At 32.2% G+C, this 20,504-nt stretch carries 19 protein-coding genes and 1 tRNA gene; 9 read left to right on the plus strand and 11 right to left on the minus strand.

The annotated features are described in order from the left end of the window. Window positions 1-27: 27 nt before the first annotated feature. From gldL to GQ47_RS19050, 5 genes are all read left to right on the plus strand, one after another. Window positions 28-675, plus strand: coding sequence for a type IX secretion system motor protein PorL/GldL (gldL, locus tag GQ47_RS19030; protein WP_035651811.1), 648 nt, complete (start codon window positions 28-30; stop codon window positions 673-675). Between the two features lie 52 nt (window positions 676-727). Beyond that, window positions 728-2,266 (plus strand): type IX secretion system motor protein PorM/GldM, encoded by a 1,539-nt coding sequence (gene gldM, locus GQ47_RS19035; protein ID WP_035651812.1) that lies wholly within the window; start codon window positions 728-730, stop codon window positions 2,264-2,266. A gap of 44 nt (window positions 2,267-2,310) precedes the next feature. After that, window positions 2,311-3,300, plus strand: a complete 990-nt coding sequence (gene gldN, locus GQ47_RS19040) for a type IX secretion system ring subunit PorN/GldN (protein ID WP_035651814.1) — start codon at window positions 2,311-2,313, stop codon at window positions 3,298-3,300. Window positions 3,301-3,467: 167 nt separating this feature from the next. Next, window positions 3,468-4,457, plus strand: a complete 990-nt coding sequence (gene gldN, locus GQ47_RS19045) for a type IX secretion system ring subunit PorN/GldN (RefSeq protein WP_035652092.1) — start codon at window positions 3,468-3,470, stop codon at window positions 4,455-4,457. Between the two features lie 75 nt (window positions 4,458-4,532). Beyond that, on the plus strand, window positions 4,533-5,621 hold the full coding sequence (locus GQ47_RS19050; protein WP_035651815.1) for an NAD(P)/FAD-dependent oxidoreductase: 1,089 nt from the start codon (window positions 4,533-4,535) through the stop codon (window positions 5,619-5,621). Here GQ47_RS19050 and GQ47_RS19055 read toward each other — a convergent pair. Further along, entirely contained in the window at window positions 5,587-5,970 is a 384-nt protein-coding gene (locus GQ47_RS19055) for a DUF983 domain-containing protein (RefSeq protein ID WP_035651816.1), read from the minus strand. The genes GQ47_RS19050 and GQ47_RS19055 overlap by 35 nt on opposite strands. A gap of 335 nt (window positions 5,971-6,305) precedes the next feature. Here GQ47_RS19055 and GQ47_RS19060 point away from each other — a divergent pair, with 335 nt between their 5' ends. Continuing rightward, a complete protein-coding gene (locus GQ47_RS19060) occupies window positions 6,306-8,219 on the plus strand; it encodes an ABC-F family ATP-binding cassette domain-containing protein (RefSeq protein ID WP_035651817.1) in 1,914 nt (637 codons plus the stop codon). A 235-nt stretch (window positions 8,220-8,454) separates the two neighbouring features. Here GQ47_RS19060 and GQ47_RS19065 read toward each other — a convergent pair whose 3' ends face one another. After that, window positions 8,455-9,417 carry an App1 family protein gene (locus GQ47_RS19065; RefSeq protein WP_035651818.1) on the minus strand — a complete coding sequence of 321 codons (963 nt, stop codon included), beginning with the start codon at window positions 9,415-9,417 and terminating at the stop codon, window positions 8,455-8,457. Window positions 9,418-9,479: 62 nt separating this feature from the next. Between GQ47_RS19065 and GQ47_RS19070 the strand changes: the two genes are divergently transcribed. Further along, entirely contained in the window at window positions 9,480-10,349 is an 870-nt protein-coding gene (locus tag GQ47_RS19070; protein ID WP_035652095.1) for a diacylglycerol/lipid kinase family protein, read from the plus strand. A gap of 13 nt (window positions 10,350-10,362) precedes the next feature. Here GQ47_RS19070 and GQ47_RS19075 read toward each other — a convergent pair whose 3' ends face one another. Together GQ47_RS19075 and GQ47_RS19080 are read right to left on the minus strand one after the other, a co-directional pair. Then, window positions 10,363-11,508: a peptidogalycan biosysnthesis protein gene (locus GQ47_RS19075; protein ID WP_035651819.1), complete on the minus strand. Its 1,146-nt coding sequence runs from the start codon at window positions 11,506-11,508 to the stop codon at window positions 10,363-10,365. A gap of 118 nt (window positions 11,509-11,626) precedes the next feature. Further along, window positions 11,627-12,115, minus strand: coding sequence for a DUF1761 domain-containing protein (locus tag GQ47_RS19080; protein ID WP_035651820.1), 489 nt, complete (start codon window positions 12,113-12,115; stop codon window positions 11,627-11,629). 178 nt (window positions 12,116-12,293) lie between these two features. On the opposite strand from GQ47_RS19080, the gene GQ47_RS19085 reads away from it, so the two are divergent. Together GQ47_RS19085 and GQ47_RS19090 are read left to right on the plus strand one after the other, a co-directional pair. Then, window positions 12,294-13,148, plus strand: a complete 855-nt coding sequence (locus GQ47_RS19085) for a leucine-rich repeat domain-containing protein (RefSeq protein ID WP_035651822.1) — start codon at window positions 12,294-12,296, stop codon at window positions 13,146-13,148. A gap of 233 nt (window positions 13,149-13,381) precedes the next feature. Next, complete coding sequence (locus GQ47_RS19090; protein ID WP_035651823.1) at window positions 13,382-13,687, plus strand: hypothetical protein; 306 nt, start codon at window positions 13,382-13,384, stop codon at window positions 13,685-13,687. An 80-nt stretch (window positions 13,688-13,767) separates the two neighbouring features. On the opposite strand, the gene GQ47_RS19095 is transcribed toward GQ47_RS19090, so the two are convergent. From GQ47_RS19095 to GQ47_RS19125, 7 genes are all read right to left on the minus strand, one after another. Continuing rightward, a complete protein-coding gene (locus tag GQ47_RS19095) occupies window positions 13,768-14,847 on the minus strand; it encodes an acyltransferase family protein (protein ID WP_035651825.1) in 1,080 nt (359 codons plus the stop codon). Between the two features lie 69 nt (window positions 14,848-14,916). Then, on the minus strand, window positions 14,917-15,681 hold the full coding sequence (locus GQ47_RS19100; RefSeq protein WP_035651826.1) for a ThuA domain-containing protein: 765 nt from the start codon (window positions 15,679-15,681) through the stop codon (window positions 14,917-14,919). Window positions 15,682-15,905: 224 nt separating this feature from the next. Further along, window positions 15,906-17,246 (minus strand): TlpA family protein disulfide reductase, encoded by a 1,341-nt coding sequence (locus GQ47_RS23800; RefSeq protein WP_035651828.1) that lies wholly within the window; start codon window positions 17,244-17,246, stop codon window positions 15,906-15,908. A 236-nt stretch (window positions 17,247-17,482) separates the two neighbouring features. Next, complete coding sequence (locus GQ47_RS19110) at window positions 17,483-18,022, minus strand: DUF4468 domain-containing protein (RefSeq protein ID WP_035651829.1); 540 nt, start codon at window positions 18,020-18,022, stop codon at window positions 17,483-17,485. Window positions 18,023-18,111: 89 nt separating this feature from the next. Further along, a tRNA-Met gene (locus GQ47_RS19115) sits at window positions 18,112-18,184 on the minus strand. Between the two features lie 128 nt (window positions 18,185-18,312). After that, window positions 18,313-18,837: a DUF4269 domain-containing protein gene (locus tag GQ47_RS19120; protein ID WP_035651831.1), complete on the minus strand. Its 525-nt coding sequence runs from the start codon at window positions 18,835-18,837 to the stop codon at window positions 18,313-18,315. Further along, the gene (locus GQ47_RS19125; RefSeq protein WP_035651832.1) at window positions 18,838-20,364 is read right to left on the minus strand and encodes an ArnT family glycosyltransferase; all 1,527 of its coding nucleotides are present in this window, start codon (window positions 20,362-20,364) and stop codon (window positions 18,838-18,840) included. It lies immediately after the preceding gene. Window positions 20,365-20,504 lie beyond the last annotated feature (140 nt).

Genomic DNA, 20,504 nt, shown 5'->3' on the forward strand with positions numbered 1-20,504 from the left:
TATTTTAAAACCTAAAAAAAAAGTATTATGGCATTATTAAGTAAAAAAGCAATGAATTTCGCTTATGGTATGGGAGCGGCAGTAGTAATTATTGGAGCTTTATTCAAAATTACTCACTTTGAAATTGGGCCATTGACAGGAACATTAATGCTTTCTGTTGGATTAGTTACAGAAGCGTTAATCTTTGCACTTTCTGCTTTCGAACCAGTTGATGATGAGTTAGATTGGACTCTTGTTTACCCAGAATTAGCTAACGGACAAGCTAGAAAAAAAGAAGCTAAAGCTGATACTCCAACTGATGCTCAAGGATTACTATCTCAAAAATTAGATTCATTATTAAAAGAAGCTAAAATTGATGGTGAATTAATGTCAAGCTTAGGAAACTCAATCAAAAATTTCGAAGGAGCTGCTAAAGCAATCTCTCCAACAGTTGATTCAATTGCAGGACAAAAGAAATATGCTGAAGAAATGTCTATGGCTGCTGCACAAATGGAATCATTAAACAGTTTATATAAAGTACAATTAGAAAGCGCTTCAAGAAACGCACAAGCTAATAGTGAAATCGCTGATAATGCTGCTAAATTAAAAGAGCAAATGCAATCTATGACTGCTAATATCGCTTCTTTAAACAGCGTTTACGGTGGAATGCTTTCTGCAATGAGTAACAAAGGATAATTAGTTTTTAACTATTATATTAAAATTATTAATAAGAACTAATTAGAAAAAAATGGCAGGAGGAAAATTAACCCCTAGACAGAAGATGATCAACCTGATGTATCTGGTTTTCATCGCGATGTTAGCAATGAACATGTCCAAAGAAGTTTTATCTGCTTTTGGATTAATGAATGAAAAATTTGAAAGTGCTAACACGTCTTCAGAAACATCAAATGCAGGTTTGTTGATGTCGTTAGACCAAAAAGCAGCTGAGGCAAAAGGAGAATTTGCTACAGCAGCGGTAACGGCTCACAAAGTTGAAACAACTTCAAAAGAATTTTATGCATACATTGGTTCATTAAAAGCTGATGTTTTAAAAGGTTTTGAAACTGATAAAGAAACTGGAAAATTGCCATATGAGGCAATGGACAAAGGTGATAATATCGACAACTGGTTTACTGGTGAAGGATACACTAAAAAAGGAAATGAAATCATTTCTAAAATTGAAAAATATAAAGCAGACATGAAAGCTGCTTTGTCAGACAAAAAATACGCTGCAATCTTAGCTGAGATTGAAAAGAAATTTGATGTTTCTGATGTTAAAAATAAAGAAGGTTTAAAAGATAAATATTTAGCTTACCACTTTAAAGGTTTTCCTGCGGTTGCTTCATTAGCTAAACTTTCTGCTTGGCAAAATGACGTTCAAAAAGCTGAATCTGATGTTTACAGTGCTGCTTTAGGAAAAGCTGCGGTTGCTGCTGCTTCTTATAGCAATTACCAAGCAATTGTAGTTTTAGATAAAAATGCTTACTTCCAAGGTGAAAAAGTTACAGGTAAGGTAGTTTTAGGTCGTTATGACGAAAACACTAAACCAACTTCTTTCCAAGGTCCAGGACAAATCGTAAACGGACAGGCTGTTATCTCATTAACTGCTGGTGGTGTAGGAGAACAAAACATCAATGGACAATTTACTTTCTTAGAAGATGGAAAGAATATTCCACTTAAATTCGCTGGAAAGTATGTTGTAGTTCCAAGACCAAACTCTGCTACAATTTCTGCAGACAAAATGAATGTAGTATATAGAGGTGTTGTTAACCCAATCTCTGTATCATTCGCTGGTGTTGCTGACAATAAAGTTGTTGCTAGTGCTCCTGGATTAAGTTCAGCTGGTAAACCAGGTAAATATAACATGAGCCCAGGTACAGGTACTGAGACAACAATTTCAGTTACTGGTACATTACCAAATGGAGACAAAGTTTCAGATAAGAAAACATTCAGAATTAAAGGTATTCCTGGACCAACAGGTACAATTAGAGGTGATTATGGTGTTGTTAAAGGACCTAAATCTAACCTAGAAGTTGCTACAATTGGAGCAAAATTAATGGATTTTGATTTCGAAGTTGGTTTAGACGTTGTTGGATTTAACTTGAAAATTGCTGGACAGCCTACAGTTGTTGTTACAGGAAACAAATTAAATGCTCAATGCAAATCAGTTCTTGCAAGAGCTGGTAGAGGGGATCAGGTTACTATTTCTGAAATTAAAACTAAACTTGTTGGAGCTGGAAGTTATTTATTACCAAGAACTGCTCCAGTAATTTTCGAAATACAATAATAAAGTAGTTTATACTACGTTCAATATCTTATAATGATACCACGATGAAAGTAAGAAATTTTTTAATAGCCATTGTTTCTATTGCTGGAGGTTTTGCTTCTAATGCGCAATCGAATTTGCTTAACGCGAAAACACCTGCTCAAATAGGACTTAAAACTCCTGCGCAACTTATCTCAGATAATGATAAGCCTTTAGCTTACGGTTATGTTGATGATAGAGATATTTTGATGGGAAAAACAACTTGGGAGATTATCGATTTGAATGAAAAAATCAATTTTCCTTTATACTTTCCTATAGATACAGCTAACATTGGTGCTGATAGACGTTCATTGTATGACGTTTTAACAAAAGCTATCAAAAAAGGTAAGATAACTGAAGTTTATACTGATAGTTATTTTAACACTAAAAAGTCAATGAAAGACATCGAAGGATCATTATCTCGTATTGATACAACTGATGCTGGTAGAGAACTTATCAACCAAAATCCAGACGACTATAGATCACGTGTTGTGAAGAAAAAAGTTGTAACTGGAACTGGTAAAAAGAAAGTTGTTACTTATGTTGATGAAACGGTACCTGCTTCAAGAACGGTACCTGCAGAATATATCTTAAAGCAAGATTTAACTGCTCAGGACGTTACGCAATACAAAATCAAAGGATATTGGTATTTTGACAAACGTCAAAGTGAATTGAAATATCGTTTGCTTGGAATTTGTCCTGTAACTCCAGACGTTTACACGATGAATAGTGATGAAAAGGATTATATTGAGTTATTTTGGGTTTTCTTCCCAAATTCAAGAGAAGCTTTGCATGAAGCAAAAGCATTTAACGATAATAACTCTGCATTACCAATTTCATTCGATCAGATCTTAAATTCTAGACGTTTTAATGCGGTTGTTTACAAAGAGGAAAACCTTTATGGAGACAGAGCGATCAGTGATTATATGAAAGATAACGCTCAAAACCAATTATTAGAATCTGAAAGAGTAAAAGAAAAGATTCGTAATTTCGAACAAGATATGTGGAACTACTAAGTTGAAACATAGCATTATATAAAAACTCTTACTACCTTTGTAGTAAGAGTTTTTTTTTGCCTGGAACTTTTTTGATGGACAATAAAATCTTTAGGATTTTAATTTTGTAAGAAAATTTATAATATTTTGTAAAATGTTGCGTTTGGTTTCTTATACTATTAATTATGATGAAAGTGAGAAATTTTTTGATCGTTATTTTTTTTGTTGCAGGAAGTTTTGTTTCTATTGCACAATCTAATTTGCTTAATGCAAAAACCGTTTCCCAAATTGGGATTAAGACACCCGCTCAACTTATCGCAGATAACGATAAACCTTTAGCATATGGCTACGTTGAAGACAGAGATATTTTGATGGGGAAAATGACATGGGAAATTATTGATTTAAATGAAAAAATTAATTTTCCGTACTATTTTCCTGTGGACACTGCGAACATTGGTGCTGATAGACGTTCGCTTTATGATGTTTTGACCAAAGCTATCAGAAATGGTAAAATAACAGAAGTGTATTCAGACAGTTATTTTAATACAAAAAAAACCATGAAAGATATTCAGGGTTCATTATCTCGTGTAGATACTACAGATGCAGGTAGAGAACTAATCAATCAAAATCCGGATGATTATAGGTCGCATGTTGTAAAGAAAAAAGTGGTTACTGGTACTGGCAAGAAGAAAAACGTGAGCTACAAAGAAGAGACAGTTGGACCTACACGTACAGTTCCGGCAGAGTATATTTTAAAACAGGATTTAACGGCTCAGGATGTTACACAATATAAAATAAAAGGATATTGGTATTTTGATAAACGTCAAGGAGAATTGAAGTATCGCTTAATTGGTATTTGCCCGGTTACTCCAGATGTTTATACTATGAACAGTGACGAGAAAGATTATATTGAGTTATTTTGGGTTTTCTTTCCCGATGCCCGAACGGTATTACATGAAGCAAAAGCTTTTAACGATACAAACTCTGCAGCATCAATTTCGTTTGACCAGATTTTAAATTCTAGACGTTTTAATGCAATTATTTACAAAGAAGAAAATATGTATGGCGATCGTGAAATAAAAGATTACATGAAAGATAATGCACAAAATCAATTGCTGGAATCTGAAAGAGTAAAAGAAAAGATACGCAACTTTGAAGAAGATATGTGGAATTACTAAATCAAGTTAATTTTATTAAGACAAACTCTTACTATCTTTGTGGTAAGAGTTTTTATTTTATCTATACATTACACAATGCTTGATTATCTAATTGTCGGATCTGGATTGGCCGGAATTTCTTTTGCCGAAGTGGCCCTTAAAAACAATAAAACCATTTTACTTATTGATGATAAGTCGCAACATTCTTCCAGAGTTGCGGGTGGGCTATACAATCCGGTAATTTTAAAGCGTTTTAGTGAAGTGTGGAATTCTCAGGAGCAATTGGTTTTGATGAATGAATTTTACAATCGCGTAGAAGACAAATTGAATCAGAAATTCAACTATAAAATGCCAATCTTGCGAAAGTTTTTTTCAATAGAAGAGCAAAATAATTGGTTTGCAGCTTCAGATAAGATAAACTTGGCTCCTTTTTTATCTTGTAAACTGATTACTAGAAAATTCAATGGAATCGAGTCGCCATATGATTACGGAGAAGTACTGCACACGGGCTATGTTGATACTGCTTTACTGTTAGAGCACTACCATAAATATCTTCTTGAAAACAATTTGCTTTTGGAAGAATCTTTCGATAGCAGCAATATTGAATTTTTGGATTCTGGAATTCAGTATAAAAATATTCAGGCTAAACATATCATTTTTGCAGAAGGCTTTGGAATGCACAAAAATCCATTTTTTAATTATTTGCCTTTAGATGGTACCAAGGGCGAACTGTTTATTATAAAAGCACCCGATTTAAATTTAGATCTTATCGTTAATACAAGTGTTTTTATTTTGCCTTTAGGAGAGAATTTGTTCAAAGTTGGAGCTACTTACAATTGGTTTGATAAAACTGATGCACCTACAGAAGAAGGCAAACAGGAACTTTTGGAAAAAATAAAAGAAATTATAACCTGCGATTTTGAAATTGTAAAGCATTTTGGCGGAGTTCGTCCAACAGTTGCAGACAGAAGACCTTTGCTTGGTACTCATGAAGTTCATAAGTCACTACATATTCTCAATGGTTTGGGTACTCGCGGCGTAATGCTTGGACCTGCAATGGCACAAGCTTTATACGATCATATTGAAAATCAGGTTCCTTTAGATAAGGGAGCTGATATTAAACGATTTCATAAAAGATATTTACGAACCCTTACTTCTGACCAGCCTTCGGGTCGTAAGAAATAAACATATTGATATATAAATTTCTGGAAAGTCTTAAAACAAAAGGGAATAATACAATTAAAGTAACTACTATTGCAATGAATGATTGCTCAACAGTACTTCCAAAAAAAACAAATGAAACTATAAAAGCTGCAATCCCGACAGCCACATTTAGACCATAACTTACATACATTGCTCCATAAAAAAAGGAAGGTTCAATTTGATATTTTAAACCGCAGTGACTGCAATTTTCATTCATTTTTAGAACTTTGGTCAAATGTAATGGGTTTTTGTCCTCATACATGCTTTCATTTTGACATCTTGGACAGCTTCCACTGAAAATACTGTTTATTTTAGATCCTTTTTTAAACATTGTTATGTCTGTTTTTTTATTCTGAAATCAAAGAAATTGATTTCTAAAAGAAGAATATTTTTAAATGAAGTTATCTTACAAAGATACTATTTTATTTGAGTTTTAACTTTGTTTCAATACAATTGCCAATAAAAATGAAACTAAAATTTCTAATAATTTGTGGTCTCTTTTTTATTCGAAATATCCAAATTAGCTGAAATTCAGAAATATTGATTAAGCTGTTCTTTTCAGTCCCAAAACTTTCAATTAAAAGTTATACTTTTGCACTTTCAAAATTGCAAAGGCAATTGGCTTATTTGCAATGATTTTAATTTCTAGTTTTTCAGCAATACATTATGCTTAATATACACAATCTTTCTGTTTCTTTTGGTGGAACTTATTTATTTGAAGAAGTTACTTTTCGTTTAGGCGCTGGCGACCGCGTTGGTCTTGTTGGTAAAAACGGAGCAGGTAAATCGACAATGCTTAAAATGTTGGCCGGAGATTTTAAACCTGATTCAGGAGTTATTTCTCAGGAAAAAGATATCCGAATGGGATTTTTACGTCAGGATATTGATTTCGAACAAGGAAGAACAGTGCTTGAAGAGGCGTATGAAGCCTTTACAGAAATTAAAGTTGTAGAGAAAAAATTAGAAGAAATCAATCATCAATTGGTTACAAGAACCGATTATGAAAGCGAAGAATACGGTCAGATTATTGAAGATTTATCTGATTATACACATCGCTTTGAACTTCTTGGTGGTTATAACTATGTTGGAGATACTGAAAAAATTCTTTTAGGTCTTGGTTTTAAAAGAGAAGTCTTTAATAATCAGACAGAAACATTTTCTGGAGGATGGAGAATGCGTATCGAACTTGCAAAGCTTTTATTGCAATCAAATGACGTTTTATTGCTGGATGAGCCAACCAACCACTTAGATATCGAAAGTATCATTTGGTTAGAGAACTTCCTTCGCAGTTATCCGGGAGTTGTGGTGATTGTATCGCACGATAAAATGTTTTTGGACAATGTTACTAATAGAACAATCGAAATTTCGTTAGGGAAAGCATACGACTTCAATAAGCCTTATTCTCAGTATTTAGAATTGCGTCATGAAATTCGTGAAAAGCAATTAGCTACGCAGAAGAATCAGCAGAAAAAAATTGAAGAAACAGAAAAATTAATCGAGAAATTCCGTGCAAAAGCCTCAAAAGCTTCAATGGCGCAATCGTTGATTAAAAAATTAGATAAAGTAGAAAGAATCGAAGTTGATGAAGACGACAATTCGGTAATGAATATTTCGTTTCCAGTTTCAAAAGAACCAGGAAAAGTAGTAATCGAAGCTGAAAACGTTACAAAGGCTTACGGAGACAAAACGATTCTAAAAGATATTAGTTTATTGGTTGAGCGCGGAAGTAAAATCGCTTTTGTTGGACAAAACGGACAAGGTAAATCGACTTTCATCAAAGCGCTTGTAAACGAGTTTGAATACCAAGGAAACATCAAATTAGGACACAATGTTCAATTAGGATATTTTGCTCAAAATCAAGCAGAATATTTAGATGGAGAAATTACTTTGCTGCAAACTATGGAAGATGCCGCAACAGATACAAATCGTATGAAGGTTCGTGATATGTTAGGTTCGTTTTTATTCCGTGGTGATGATGTCGAGAAAAAAGTAAAAGTACTTTCTGGAGGCGAGCGAAACCGTTTGGCACTTTGTAAATTATTGCTTCAGCCAATCAACGTTTTGCTGATGGATGAGCCTACAAACCACTTAGATATCAAATCTAAAAACGTTTTAAAAGCGGCACTTCAAAAATTTGGCGGAACATTATTATTGGTTTCTCACGACAGGGATTTCCTTCAGGGAATGTCGAATATTGTTTACGAATTCAAAGACCAAAAAATCAAAGAATATTTAGGCGACATCAACTATTTCTTAGAGCAGCGCAATCTTGAGAATATGCGTGAAGTAGAGAAAAAAGATGTTGTTAAAGCTGCGCCAGTAAAAGAAAATACCAAAACTTCATACGAAGATCAGAAAAAAGGAAAAGCGCTTCAAAACAGGCTAAGCAAAATCGAAAGCCAGATTCAGCAATTAGAAAAAGATATTCAGCATAACGATAAAATGTTGGAAACTAATTATGATAAACACATTGAAGACGCGTCGTTTTTTACAGCATACAACAAAAAGAAAGCTGATTTAGAGCAATTACTTCTAGATTGGGAAATCGTTCAGGAAGAGATTGATAATTTTAATGTTTAAGAAAAGTTTTAAGTTTCAGGTTTCAAGTTGTAATCTTGACGCGTAAATTTAACCGCAAAGCACGCTAAGTTTTTTATAGTTTGCATTTACAACGCGCAAAGTTCGCAAAGCTATTTATTAATAAAGCTTTGCGAACTTTGCGTTTTATGAAACCTCGCAAATCAAAAAACTTAGCGTGCTTTGCGGTTAAATATTCATTCAGTTCAAAACCTGAAACTTGAAACTTGAAACAAAACTATTTAATAATTCCAATTGATTTTGAGTGTTCAATTGCCTGGCTACTTTCTTTAAAATAACAAACAGAAACATCCAGAGTTTCTAAATTTTTCATAATTTTTTTGACTTCTTCTTTCTGTTTCTTTCCTGTTTGTCGAATGTAAACGGCAATAACTGTAACGGGAAATATTTTGCAGATTCTTTCATATAAAACTGGATCATGCTGTGAATCATCTCCTAATAAAATATATTTCAAGTTGGGGTAAAACTCTAAAACATGTTTTATTTTCTCGAATTTATGATCATGATTGCCGCGTCCGCTCATGAAAAAATCGGTAATTCCCCTTTTAATGTCTTTTAATAAAATAACAGCTCTTGGCAAATGATGGATTTTGGTAAACTGTACGATAAAACGATACAAATTCCATTCACTGCTCGAAATATAAAAAAAGGCATTGACTTCCTCTTTATTCTTTCTTCCTGCTGAACTTAAAGCTTGGTAATGCGCTACAACATCTTTAAAGACTTTTCGGTCGTTAACATTCTTAAATAACAAAATGTAAATTTTTCTGAAGATATTCTGCGTATGCGAAATCAAAAAAGTGTCATCAATATCAGAAATAATACCTAATTTTCCCGTATGTGGGCGTATGAAGCTTCCTTTTGATGTAATCGTTTCAGAATTGTATTTAATACTGACGTCGTAATTCATCCATCCAAAATGCGTTTCATTTTCAAGCGGAATACAAAACTTAAAATGTCCGTCGTCTAATGTTTTAGTGTGAATTTCCTGATTTCCATATTTCAGATAAACATCAAAATTCTGAAGCGTTTTTATCCGAAATTGATTGATTATGGATTTTGCATTTTTTAAATTCCTCTTCTGAAAGTCATAATCATACGTTCTTTTAAAAACATGTCCCATTACAATTAATTCTTCTTCATTGGCATAACCTCGATATAATTGTAAGATTGGTTTCATTTATTACGTATATTTATGTAACTGTAAATTACTTAATTTAATTGATTTCTAAAGATAAAATTTTGAAAAAGAACATTCTATTCGTTGTGAATCCCATTTCTGGCGACCTTGATAAAACTGATTTAATCGAGACGGTTCAGGAATTTGCAACTATCAATCATTTTAATCTTGAAGTGTACGAAACAACCGGAAAAAATGATTTAAATAAAATTCAGTCGATTTATAATGAACTTCTTCCTGAGCGAATCATTGTTGCAGGCGGCGACGGCACAATCAAAATGGTGGCAGAAGCAATGGAAAATTACGATATCATTATCGGGATTTTGCCAGCTGGATCAGCAAACGGATTATCGGTCGATTTGAATTTGCCTGTTGAAATAGAAGAAAATCTAAAAATAGCTTTTTTGAATCATTATATCGAAATGGATATGATTTGTATCAACGGAAAAAAAAGCATCCATTTAAGTGATTTAGGATTGAATGCCAATTTGGTTAAAAACTATGAACAAAGTGATATTCGCGGTTTTTGGGGATATGCATTACAGGCTTTTACAACTTTAACCGAATCTGAAGAACCATTTGTCGCCACGATTTCTGCCAATAATGAAACGGTAAATCATGTAGCGAGAATGATTGTTATTGCCAATTCACAGAAATATGGCACAGGCGTAATCATTAATCCGAATGGAGCTATGAACGACGGAAAGTTTGAATTGGTGATTTTGAAGAGTTTAGATCTGCTTTTAATTGGAAAAATTATTACTGGAAATATGCCAATTGATTCTGATGATATTGTCATTATTTCAACAGACAAAGCCACAATAAAAACAGATTATCCGGTAAATTTTCAAATCGACGGCGAATATTGCGGTGCACAGACCAATTTAGAAATTTACATTCTGCACAAACAAATGAAAATGGCTGTGCCTTAAGAAGAAATGATTTTTATTTAAACGGATTTCGTTCCTGCCATTCAGTTTTTGGTTCCAAATACTGGAATAATTTGGCAATATTATGATTAATCAATGCATTGCTGTGCGTAATTAAACCATACATTTTTAAAGGTTTTGCGCCAACAGAACTTTTGATTTCGAGTGCAGTTCTCGCAAATACAATTGTTTTGAAACCCTGATTGATTGAATAGGCAATTATATCGTAAAGCATGTTTAGATACAGCATTTTTTCGCGTTGCAGATTTTCATCATAACCTAGAAAATAAGTATCCATTACATTTCCATTCTTTATTAATGTGTTGAATCCAATAAGTTTTTCATCTAAAAAATAACCATAAAACAAAAAGTTATCTTTCATGATTTCTTTGAAAAAACTAAAATGATTTCGCGCCAGAAAAAAGGTATTGAAAGGTGCATTTTTTGCCACATGAAAATACAAATCATAAATAACATCTTCATACTGTTTGATATCAGACAAAGACATTTTCTTTTTTATAATTCCTTCTGATTTTTTGCGTGCGCGCTTGTATTGATCTCTGTATTTTTTTGATAAAGCCTCGATATAATCTTGTTCGGTTTTCCAATTTTCATTGATTTCAAAAATCATATTGGGCTGTGTCGAAAACGTATAATTGTTTTTGAATTCAGCTTGAAGTGGCTTAATTTCCTCCGAAGTAAAATCTTTTATACTAGTAATGTGAACTTTTTTACCAGAAGATCTTAAATCTTTTTTGAGCTGATTTATAGCTTTATGAAGTGTTTTTACAGCTTTTTGGATTTCTGTATTTTTAGAAAAAACAAAAGCATTTTGTCCTGTAAGCATATTATTGCCAACGAACAATACATGTGAAGCAAAATTTTTGAAAGCAAAATTGCGCACAGATGTTTTTAAACATTGATCACGTTCGCCAAAAGATTCAAGTTTTTCAGCAAACAAAAATTGAGTTAAAGCAATTCCTTCTAGCTTTTCATCTTTAAAAATTCCAATAAAATGACAAATCATATTTACCGGACAAGAATTTTCCAGTACTTCGAGATATTCCCGTGTCAAAAAAATGTTTTCTGCTGCAAGCGAGTTCCATTCTGAAGGGAGCAACGACGTGCGATTGTAGATTTGAAAAGAATAAGTTGTATTCAAAAGTGTGCGCTAATTTCTTCAAAATTAGATAATATTTGCAATAACTTACTTCCTTTAAGTTATTATTAAGAAAAACCCGTTTGAGTTTTGGTTTCAAACGGGTTTTTGTATATTTTGATTATGCGTATGCACAGATAATTCCGCCCATGAGCATAAGTGTCAGCATCCAATAACCTGCGTGTATTAAAATATATTTCCACGATTTTCTTTCAAATAAACCATTGATTCCCACAATTGGTAAAGCAAAAAATAATCCAGACATAAAGCCGTGAAGTGCACCGTGCTTAAAAGTTCTGTATGCCGTTCCGTAATCTGCCATGAATGCAGCGAATGATGGTTTTGCTTCAGCTAACTTTGGTGGTCCGCCTACCATTCCAACTGCGCCTGATTGATGAATAGTCAAAGCCATTAAAATCACAGTAATCATTAAAGAAAAAACATACGTTAATCCGAAGATTTTTAGCATATTTCCAGTTCTTAATTGCTCTTGAGTGAAATTATTTTCTCTCATCCAGATTGTTCCGAATACTTTTGGATGATACCAAATAAATCCAGTTACTAAAGTAACAACAGCAGCAGCCAATAGTGCAATAAAGTTAATTTCCATAATATGAGGTTTTTAGATTAGTTGAATCAAATGTAGTCAAAAAAATGTAAACGTAGCATTTTTGTAGTAAGTAGTAAAAAAGCTGTTAATTATTTACTTATTAACACTTTATCGACATCTGATGTATTATGTCTATGAAATGTCTAATTTTGTAAGCGTAACAAACCCCAAATCTGTTATGAAAAGCTTAATTACTTTTTTTATAGCACTCGCTTTTTCTATCAATTCTTTTGCAGATACTGTTTCAGATAAAGAAAAAGAGGCCCTGATAAAATTATACCATGCCACAAATGGTCCGGAGTGGAAAATGAAATGGGATTTATCCCTTTCTGTATCAACGTGGTATGGAGTTCGTGCCGAAAATGGAAAAGTAATAGCGTTAGATTTGTCAGACAACAATTTGCAAGGAGAATTGCCTGCAGAATTTTTTGACTTGATAAATTTGGTTCAGGTAAATTTTCAAAAAAATCAATTAGAAGGAAATTTGCCAAACAACATTCATAATCTCAAAGAACTTGAAGTTTTAAATGTTTCTGATAATAAATTTTCGGGAACAATTCCGGCAGAAATCTGCGATTTGCAAAAACTGAAAGACTTGGAGCTTTTTAAAAATAAAATTTCTGGAGAATTACCTGCTGATCTTGGAAAATTAAAAGAATTAGAAGTTCTTGCATTGTTTAATAATGAAATTCAAGGTTCGCTGCCAAGTTCGATTTATAAAATTTCGACCTTAAAAGTATTGCTTTTAAATGGCAATAAATTATCAGGAAATTTGAGCAGAGAAATCGTGAATTTTAGAGCTTTAGAGAATCTGAGTTTATTTGACAACAGTTTTGAAGGAGAAATTCCGGATGGACTTGGAAAGCTGAATAAACTTTCTGAAATGAATCTTTCTTACAACAAATTCAAGGGAGGAGTTTCAAAAAAAATAGCTTTATTAGACGCTTTAAATATGACAATGTTTGATGAAAATGGGAATCCGTTTTTATTAGAAATAAATGCTGAAAGACAAAAAAATATTACCGAAAATTAATCGTGCTTATGGAATGAATTTTACTCTGAAAAAAGTTGATTAAATATATTTAGTTAATTGTTGAAAACCGTAATTCGTTACGGTTTTTTTTATTTCCTTTTTCAGGATTATTGCTTTAATTTTGTGAAAATATTTAAAAAACTTTTAGTTTTTTTCTTTAATTTTAAAATTAGATTCGGCTGTTTTGGCTGAAGCCCGAAAGAGAAAAATAATTAACCTTTAATGTTAAAATTATGACACTGCAATATCAAGGCGAAGAATACGGAAAAAAAACAACATTTACACTGAGAATCATTGGGAACAACTTATCAAAAAGTAGTTCAAATTATCAAATTGATCTTTTGGTAGGAGATAAAAAAGTTCCAACTTTTACAACTGAAATCCACCAAAGTCTTTCTAATTGCCTGAAAGAAATTTATTTGTTCAGAAAACATCACGGAATCCAATTTGATGCATCTTCAGAAAAAAATGTTTCGCTGTATGTTCCTTATGACAAAGTTTTGTTCAATTATAATAAATATGCTTTGTTCAGAGCTTAAGTTTAGTGCTTAATAAAAATATAAAGACCGTTCATTTTGAACGGTCTTTTTTTTGTTAAGAAGTCTAGCTTAAAGAAAAATTAAGCTTTTTGCACTTTGTTTTTTCCTGTCAAATATTTCCGAATCGGAATATCTATATAGGTCATAACTAGATAAGCGAATCCAATTAAAAGCAGCGTTCCTATAAAAACGACTGTGTATAATGTCAGGCCAGTAAACTTATATGTTTGATTGTACGAAGCAAATATCCACATTGCGAAATAATGTGTCATATATAGCGGATAAGATATGTTTCCTGAAAAGACACAAACTTTTTCTGTATTTTTTAAAGTTCCGGCGCCAGCTCCCAAAGCAATTATAAACGGAAAATAAAACAAAACAATAAGAGGTTCTGTAATGAAATTGAATTCCTGGTTGAATGGATATATAAATGTAGGGAATAAAAGTAATGAGAGTCCTAAAAACCCAATTTTTGAAGGGATAATCCATTTGAATCTGTAAACGGTCATTCCGGCCAGAAAACAGTATGAAATCCGTGCAGCGCCATGCCAAAAAGTGTCGCCGCCCCAACCACCTGAAATGCCTTTTGCATGATAAGAAACATAAGCTAGAGCTATTCCTGCAATACAAGTTAGCAAAAGAATGATTTTACGAGATAAACGATATAAGAATATGGAATAAAAAATATTGGCAATATATTCCCAAAACAAAGACCAAGCCGGAGCGTTTAATCCAAAATTATTGTAATAACGCTCTTTCATTATTGGAAGCGGAATTAATAATAATGAACATATAAATAAGAGCAGAACTTCAGAAATGCTTCTGTTTGTAATGTCTCCATATGGTAAAACAAAATACCCAATCAAACCTAGAATTGATCCTAAAATAACAAGCGGATGTAATCGTATAAGGCGTAATTTGAAGAACTCGAAAACACCAATTTTTGCTATTCGGTCATCATAAGCGTAAGCAATCACAAAACCCGAAAGACAAAAGAAAAAATCGACAGCAAGAAAACTGTGAGCAAATAAATTCTTGCTGTAATCGGAAATTGCTATTTCTAAAAAGTGATAAATTACAACGGCTATCGCAGCAACACCTCTTAGTCCGTCAAGAACTTTAAAATGTTGTTTAGGTTTAATTGTGTCAAAATTGGTCATGTAAATATTGTTTGTATAGGAGTTGGATTTTGATGAATTGTTTGATATTTGCTTTCTTTTTCGAAGTATTTAATTGCCAAATGCATAGTTGATGCCTCCAAGCAAATGCTGTACAAAAAGCGGATCGCTGTAGCTTTCAGGACTATGACCTAAGGCTGTATAAAATGCTCTTCCGCCATCATAATTGTGATACCATGCTAAAGGATGATTGTCACCATGTTTGCCGCCCTTATAAGATGATTCATCAATTTTTATGAGCACATTTACGTCGGGATTTATATATTTGAAATTGTACCATTCGTCTTTTCTTTCCCAAATCGCAGGAAGATGTTTGGTTGATGGATGCTCTTTATTCACAATTACAAGTTTTGCAATCTGAGGTTCTGGATGACCTTCAAAAATACCGCCGATCATTTTAGTGTACCAAGGCCAGTCTGGTTCGCAGTTTGTAGCGGAATGAATCCCTACAAAGCCATTTCCTTTCTCAATGAATTTCTGTAAAGCCAATTTCTGTTCTTCTCCCAAAACATGCCCCGAAGCACTAAGAAATATAACGACTTGATATTGTTTTAAGTTTTTTGAATTAATTGCAAGAGAATCTTCAGTAGCATCTACAATAAAATGATTTTCGGTTCCCAATTTTTTGATGGCGGCAATTCCGGCAGCAATGCTTTCATGTCTGAAACCGTTTGTTTTGGAGAAAATCAAAACTTTTTTTTCTTTTTTAAAATTGATTTGTTCGGTGCTTTTCGGATAAAAAGAAAATAGAAAAAAACTTGCCAGTAGAATTAAAATGGATAAAACTGATTTTTTTATTGAAGGAAGAAAGATCATTTCGCTTGAATTTTATTTTGGGAAGATAGAAAAAATAATTTATTCTTTATGAAGGTATTTCATGTCATAAGAGACTTTCAGATGTTTTTGAAACAGCTACAAATCTTTTGTTGCAATCTGGAAAGGCATTGTAATTCTGCTTTTGGAAATGCTAAAATGAAAAACTGCACAATTCTGAAATTTTCAGAATTACGCAGTTTTTTTTATTGTTTAGAAATTTGATATTATATTTTTAAACTGTTCAATAAATCAATAAGTTTAGGGTCAGAAGGTTTTGGAGCACGTGCCGAAACAATATTGCCATTAGGATCAAGAAGTATAAATATCGGGATTTCATGAATACCATAATCTTTTATGAATTTTGATTCAAATTCCTTATCTGCCAATAATTGAATGCCGCTTAATTGTTTTTCTGAAACAAATTTGCTCCATTTTGAGTGATCCTTTATCGCATCTAAAGAAATAGCGACAAATTCAATATTCTTTCCTTTATACTGTTCTTCCACTTTCTGAAGAAATGGGAACTGTTCACGGCATGGACTGCACCAAGTTGCCCAAAGATCAATATAAATATATTTTCCTTTTAAGTTTTCTAAGCTAGTTTTTCCTCCTTTTTGATTTTCATAATCAAACTTTGGAGATGGATTACCGGGTTGTAATGCATTTGTTGCGTTATAATTGGCGGTTAGCGTTTGTTTAATAATTGGGTCATTTGTAATGGATAAAAATTCCTGATATATTTTAGCGTAATTAAGATTTTTTATATTTATATCGTTTGCTGAATTTTCAATTAAATGATTTTTTATGCTTTGACTTTTAAGAGCTTTAATTTCTGGAATTGCATTTTTAGCAGTTACAAAATCAACACCGCCATCTCCTTTAATATTTTCATAGAATTTGTATAGCACAATTCCTTGATATTCATTTGAAAATAAAAAATCAGAGTCATTGTCCATATCGATTGTTTGATCAAATTTTGGGTACTTTTCAGAAACTTTATCACCTCTTGCACTTGCAAATGCTTTATAAAAAAACAAATGTTTTTGCTCTAGATAATGAATACTTCTGGCTTCTTTTACTTTGAAATCAGCATCAGTGAATTTTGTTTTGAGGTATAAAGTGTTAATCGAATTTTTTATTTCCTGAAGTTTTTTCAGAAACTCATTTTCGTTAAGTTTATAAAGTTCTTCATCTGAAATTGCTGAAGTTATAAGCTGTTTTTTAGCAAGATATTGATTTTCTACACTTCCTTTGCCAGTAAATTTTAAAGTTGAATTTAAGTTCGCATCATCAGTAGATAGTACTAATTTAGAATCTTTAGCTAAATATACAGGAATGCTATTTTTAGTAGTTTCAATTTTATAAATGCCATCATATTGTAATGGTAGGTTTTCTGAAAAACTTCCATCTGGTTTTAGCTTGATTTCTTTATCAAACATTTCCCCTTTAATTCGGATTGTTTTATTTTCAGTATTTGTGATTTTACCTGAAACGGTTACGATCTCTTCAGGAGTTGTGAAAGAGTAGAAAGCTATAATTAACAATAAAAGAAGGTTTTTTTTCATTTTTTGGCGGTTTGATAGTTAAAATGTTAAACGAAATCTTGTTAAAAATAGCGATTATTTTTTGAGAATGGATTTATGAGACGAGATTTTCCTGTTTTTTGAAGTCTTTTTAAGAATTATGAATGTTGTTCGAATATCTCTTGATTTGATATTTATTGCCTAAATCAAATTTCTAGTTCAATGAAAACAAAAAAGCCCCAGATTTCTCTGAAGCTTATCTTATACATTCTTATGATTTACCATTCATTTTCTTGCTCTAAAGGTGTATTAAGAATTTTCTCAATCATCAAAATCTTCTTTGGCATTTCAGAATAAATAAAATCTTTAATTTCGATCCATTTTCTTTTACGAAATTTTAAGTAATCTTTGTCAGTATGAGGATATTCTTTGTTTTCAGTAATGGCTCCCATAGATATACCCATACCGGTATGCGTAATATTATCGATTAATACCTTACATCGTCCTTTTTTAAAAAATACATTTATATTAAAATCAATCACACCGTTAGCACTATTCATAAATTCATTTTTACTATAGCGCATCTCTTGCTTAATTTTAATAACTCCATTTTCTTTATCAGATTGAATAATGTTTTTATTAAAATTATTTTGTCCTCCATAATAATCAATCAATTTACTATTAAGTCTTTCGAAAAGAATTTCTTTTGATTTTGTGGAGTCGACTTGAACAATTTTTTCAAAAACTAAAGATTGCGAAAAACAATTATATGAAATTGTTAAGATAAATAGGAGAATTATTAATGATGTTTTTCTCATTGCAGTAAAATTGATTTTTATCAAATATAAAAAGATAAATATTGCTATAAACAAAAAACACCACTTGTAATAAGTGGTGTTTTTCTTAGTAGCGGGAACAGGACTCGAACCTGTGACCTTCGGGTTATGAGCCCGACGAGCTGCCTACTGCTCTATCCCGCGATGTTTCGGGTGCAAAGATAAGCACTAAATACAGTTTTTCAAAGGAATTAGTGAAATATTTTTATTTTAATAAATTTAGTTTGTAACTGTTTGTTGTGTAGTGAATTGCGATTGTTTTAGTTTTGCAATTAGATTTTATAATTCAGTAATTCTATATAAGGATCATTTTTTAAACCTAATAATTTGGCAAAAGCAGGCTCAGTTTTGTAACCGTTTTGTTTGAGTTTTATGATTTCCTGCCGAAAATTTTCGTCTCGCGATTCCAGAATTTGGTATTCGATAATCATGTGTCTGTAGCCGTTTTGATTTTTGGTTGGAATATTTTGTCCGAATATTTCAATTTCAAAATCATCTAGTTTGAAATTTCCAACTATAGATTCGTGCTGATTTATAACAGTTTCTCTGATTGTAAAATCGGATTTATTTTTAAAAAGAGAAGTGACTTTTTCGATAAAATGATTTTTATTCTTCCAAAAACAAATGATATCAAGATCGCTGTTTTCAATGTCAATATTTATTGGAATTGTGCCAACAAGAATTGGATCAAATTCAATCAAAACTTCTAAGATCTTATTTTTAGTCAAAGTTTCATAAGCCAGAATTTGTCTTTCATTTCCAGATTTTAAATATTCAATTGTGCTGAAGTCGATCATTTATTTGTCGTAATTTTTCTCTTCTTTAATTTCCTGTTCTAATCTTTTGTTGATATTGATTTTAGCTTTGGTAAAAACAAAAATTGTGGTTTTGTATTCACGGGCAAATTTGTTTGTTATCTCACCGCCAATTGCAGCTTTTTCAAAAAACGGACTTGTTTCTGCAAACTCAGTGCTGTTTTCTTCAAATTCTTTTATTCTAATTAGGTTTGTGTAATAGATGTTTAAATTGAACCAATTGACATAATCGGCATTGAAAGAAACGGCTTTAATTCCGTTTTTGGTGTAATAATTTATTGCTCCGGCCTGACCGTAATTGTCGCAAAGCACCAAGGTTTTTTCTGATTTTGGAAACAAAGCATAAACCGAATCGGTTTTTCGGGCAAGTTCTTTCCAGCCCAACATATCGGCGAAATCCTGAGGTAATTCATGATCTTTTCCGTCTTCCCAGCGAAGCATTCCAAATTTTTTATATTTTTCAGGTTTTGCAACTATTTCCTGTGGTGTTTTATTAGGAAAAGCGACTTTATAAATTGGAATAAAAAGCAAAAGCGGAATCAGGATTAAAACTGGTTGTAAGAATCGTTTCCATCCTGATTTTGAAATTTCGCCTAAAAAAACGGCACCAAATGCAATATAAATTGGATAAAGACCAATTGCATAATATGCTTTAGCTTTGAAATAAATAAAAACTAAAAGAGTAAAGACAATCGAAAGAAAAAAGAATCGATAATTTGCAAAAGGTTTATAAAAAAGCAGTGCATAAAAGGAGGAAAGAATAACGATAAATCCGCCAATAAAAAACAATAATTGTTCTTTTAAAAATCCAGCTCTATCAACATTTACTAATTGCGTTTCGGCCAATTCTTTCATGTGATGCACAATCGGAAAATGATTGTTATACTGCCATAAAAGGTTCGGAAGAATTAAAATTAATCCCAAAATCAGAGCAAAATAAAGATTTTTGTTAGCAACAATTTTTCTTTGTTTTGAAAGCAAAAGTGCAGGTAAAAGTCCGATTAAAAGAAAAAGAATATTGTATTTATTCAGAAAGCCAAAAGCAAAAATGATGGCGCCTGCATAAAGCCATTTTACTTTTTCACTTTTGATGTATTGAATAACTGTGAAATAAAAAGCGGTCCAGCATAAAATGTCTAACGAATTTGGCTGAAAAAGCATGTTTAATCGTAAAAGCGATGACAGTAAAATGCAAGTTGAAGCTAAAATCAAAGCAAATAAATTTCCTTTTAAAACCTCAATTGTTTTCCAAACCACTAAAAGTGTCAAAACGCCAAAAAGGGCAGGGAAGAACTTGACCCAAAAAACAGTATTTCCGAGTAAATAAATGATATACGAAAACCAGGAAGTTACAGGAGGAACCGATAAATATCCCCAAGCCAAATGATGCGCCTGATCCAGATGCAGATATTCATCACGTTGCAGATCATATTCCGGACTCAGCAAAATATACTGCAGTGCAAATTTTAAAATGATAAACCCAATTAAAATAAATGTCTTTTTGGTCATGTAGATTTTGGTTTTTTAGGTTTGTTTGGCTTTGGTGGTCTAAGTGGTTTTAAATCAACGCGTAATTCTGTAGCTAAGATAGGATTTATTTTGATTTTTGAATATTCAGAATATTTTACAATAGGATATTGTAAATATCA

The sequence above is a fragment of the Flavobacterium sp. ASV13 genome (assembly GCF_000745775.1).
Lineage (GTDB): Bacteria > Bacteroidota > Bacteroidia > Flavobacteriales > Flavobacteriaceae > Flavobacterium.